The sequence below is a fragment of the Streptomyces hirsutus genome, assembly GCF_001418415.1.
Classification (GTDB): Bacteria; Actinomycetota; Actinomycetes; order Streptomycetales; family Streptomycetaceae; genus Streptomyces; species Streptomyces hirsutus.
This window is the reverse complement of record NZ_LIQT01000688.1, coordinates 1-3,228: the sequence shown is the minus strand read 5'-3', so window position 1 is coordinate 3,228 and position 3,228 is coordinate 1. Positions and strand designations below refer to the sequence as shown.

The 3,228-nt window shown below is 72.0% G+C and carries 3 protein-coding genes; 1 reads left to right on the top strand and 2 read right to left on the bottom strand.

Annotation, left to right across the window (positions count from 1 at the left end):
- On the bottom strand, positions 1–1,366 hold a 1,366-nt coding region (locus AOK11_RS37475; protein WP_055598089.1), incomplete at its 3' end, for an alkaline phosphatase D family protein.
- An 89-nt stretch (positions 1,367–1,455) separates the two neighbouring features.
- On the bottom strand, positions 1,456–2,100 hold the full coding sequence (locus tag AOK11_RS37470; RefSeq protein WP_055598088.1) for an HNH endonuclease family protein: 645 nt from the start codon (positions 2,098–2,100) through the stop codon (positions 1,456–1,458).
- A 526-nt stretch (positions 2,101–2,626) separates the two neighbouring features.
- Here AOK11_RS37470 and AOK11_RS37465 point away from each other — a divergent pair.
- Positions 2,627–3,208, top strand: a complete 582-nt coding sequence (locus tag AOK11_RS37465; RefSeq protein ID WP_055598087.1) for a TMEM165/GDT1 family protein — start codon at positions 2,627–2,629, stop codon at positions 3,206–3,208.
- The last annotated feature ends 20 nt before the right edge of the window (positions 3,209–3,228 follow it).

Below are 3,228 nucleotides of genomic sequence, written 5' to 3'. Positions count from 1 at the left end.
CCCCGGACCCGTGCCCCCGTCCCTCCGCGCCCCAGCTCGGCTCCGCCACGTACGCGTGATGGACGTCACCGGAGAGAACACACACCGTCGCCGGCGCGTCCGGCCCCGTACCGGCCTCGGCGATCACCTCCGCCAGTTCCCCGAAGGACTCCGGGAACGCCGCCCAGTGCTCCAGATCCGCCGCGCGCCGCAGCCACTCCCCGAACCGCGCCCAGCGGGGCCCCTTGTCACCCCGGGTCAGCACGGAGCTCCACCCCTCGACGTCGTGCACCAGATGCGGCAGCAGCCAGGGCAGGGACGTGCCGATGAGGAGATGGTCGTACGCGCCGTGCTCGTCCAGCGCCTGTTCGCGCAGCCAGGCCGCCTCGGACGGGTCGAGCATCGCACGCTCGCCCTCCGCCAGGACCCGGGCCGCCCGGGTGTCCACCATCAGCAGCCGCACCCGGCCGAAGTCGCGCCGGTAACTCCAGCGCACCGAGGCCGCGTCGGCCTCGGCCTTCGCGGCGAAGGCCCGCAACACGTCCGTACCGTCGGGGCGTTCCCGCACGGACGCGTACAGCGGGTCCGCCTCCAGTTCGCGCGGGGAGAGGTTGCCGAGATGCTGGTACACCCAGTACGACATCAGACCGCTGTGCACCCGCTCGCCCCACCAGGACGCGGCCCGCATGTCGGCGACCCAGGAGGCGGAGGTGTTCCAGTCGTCGATCACGTCGTGGTCGTCGAAGACCATGCACGTGGGGACGGTCGACAGCAGCCAGCGCACCAGCGGGTCGAGCCAGGACTCGTAGTAGAGGTGGGTGTACTCCTCGTAGTCCGCCACCTGGTCGCCCGACGGGTCCTCGAGGCCGCGGCGGGCGGCGAGATAGGCGCGTGTGGCGTCGGAGACCTCGTCCGCGTACACCTGGTCGCCCAGCAGGAGCAGCACGTCGGGCCGCTCGCCGCCCGGGTCGGCGGCGATGCGCGCGGCCAGGCCGTGCAGCGCGTCGGGGCCGACGGGATCGGGCTCGCCGGCCGGCGGGGACGCCCAGCGGCAGGAGCCGAAGGCGACCCGCACCCCGGCGTCGGCCTCCGCGCCGGGAGTGGCGATGACGGAGGGCGGCAGCGACGCGAAGGCCTCGTCCTCGGCGGGCGGCCACACGCGGGTGCGGTCGAGGAACACCTCGTAGGGCGTCGTCGTGCCCGGGGTCAGGCCGGTCACCTCGACGAGCGCGTAGTGGTGCCCCGCGATTTGGAAGGTGCGGGCCGTTCCGCCGGACCCGTCGGCGCAGCGCACCTCGGCGGCGCACGGCCGGCTCGTCTCGATCCAGACGGTCGCGGACGAATCGTCGACGTACCTCAGCAGCGGCCCGAGGCGCAGTCCGGTCATGGTGGTGCCCCCTTCCTCCGTCGCCCCGTACGGTACGGAACGACGGAGGAGAGCGGGGGATCTTGCGCCCGTCGCGGTGTACCGCGCGGTCAGCAGCTCGCGAGGTAGCCCTGCAGGGCGGACTTCTCGGCCGAGTCGACCGACAGGCCGTAGTAGTACTTCACCTGCACCCAGGCGCGGACGTAGGTGCAGTGGTAGGCCGTGCGGGACGGCATCCACTCGGCGGGGTCCTTGTCCCCCTTGGACTGGTTGACGTTGTCGGTGACCGCGAGGAGCTGAGGGCGGGTCAGGTCGTTGGCGAAGGCCTGGCGCCGGGACGTGGTCCAGGAGCCGGCGCCGGAGTCCCAGGCCTCGGCGAGCGGGACGAGGTGGTCGATGTCCACGTCGGAGGCGGCGGTCCAGGTGGCGCCGTCGAACGGGGAGTACCAACTGCCGCTGGTGGAGGCGCAGGCGGAGTCGGTGACGACGTTCGTGCCGTCGCGCTTGAGGACCGTCTCGCGGGTGTTGCAGGTGCCGCTGACGGTGATCCAGTGGGGGAAGAGGTCGCGGTTGTAGCCGGTGCGGCTCTCGGTGGACACGGTGAGCGAGGCGAGGTAGGTGCGGGCGGTGGCGGCGCTCACCGGGGTGGGGAGGGCTGCGGAGGCACTCGGGCCGTTGAGTATCCCGGCGGAGGCTATGAGCGCGGTGAGCGCCGCGACGATGCCCAGACGTCGACGCGCGTAGAACTTCGGCATGCGAACTCCCTTGTGGGGTGAGGCCGTTGGAGTGCGAGCAAGGGGAATGCTCGCTTCGGCGTGTTACGGGGAGGGGTGGGTCCGGTGAGAAGTTAATGACGTGTGCATGGCGTGTCTAGATGTGCGGCGGTGCCGATGCGGTGCGGATGCCGTGCGGGCGTGACGTTTCCGCGGGATCCCCGCGTCCACGGGAGGGGCCGGAGGGGTGCGCGGGTGCGCGCGGAGGCGCACGCGCAGGTGCGCGCACGGCTGTCCGGCGAGCGCTCGGGCGGGTGCTCGGACCGGCCTCGCGTACGATGGGTGGCGCAGAGGGGGAGTAGCCCTTCGCCGGACCGTCGACATACTGCTCAGCCCGTCTGAGCCGGCGCCCGGAGGCAGGCCCCGTACAGGGGTCGGCCGGCGAGACCTTCGGCAAGCAGTGCACGCCCGTGCCCTTCGGTACGGGTGCCATGTGTGCTGCCGTGCCGAGGCGTCCCGTGGACACACACAGACTCTCGGCGGGGCAGCCCCGACCGATCGAGGAACCTTGATCAACCTGACCGTGACGGCCGTCGTGTTCGGCGTCGTCTTCCTCGCCGAGCTGCCGGACAAGACCGCGCTCGCCGGCCTCGTCCTCGGCACCCGCTACCGGGCCTCCTACGTCTTCGCCGGTGTCGCCGCCGCCTTCGCCGTGCACGTCGCGCTCGCGGTGGCGGCGGGCAGCGTGCTCACCCTGCTGCCGCAGCAGCTCGTGAGTGCGATCACGGGTGCGCTCTTCCTGGGCGGCGCGGCGGTGCTGCTGTTCAAGAAGGACGACGGCGACGAGGAGATCCGCAAGCCGGAGGACCAGTCCTTCTGGAAGGTGTCCGGGGCGGGCTTCATGCTCATCCTGGTCGCCGAGTTCGGCGATCTCACCCAGATCATGACGGCCAACCTCGCCGCCCGTTACGACGACCCGCTCTCCGTCGGCCTGGGCGCGGTGCTGGCACTGTGGGCGGTGGCCGGGCTGGGCATCGTCGGCGGAAAGGCCCTGATGAAGCGGGTGCCGCTCAAGCTGATCACCCGCATAGCGGCGCTGCTGATGCTGGGGCTCGGGGTGTGGAGCGTGTGGGAGGCGGTGACCGGCTGAGCGGGGCGGGCCGGGGAAGC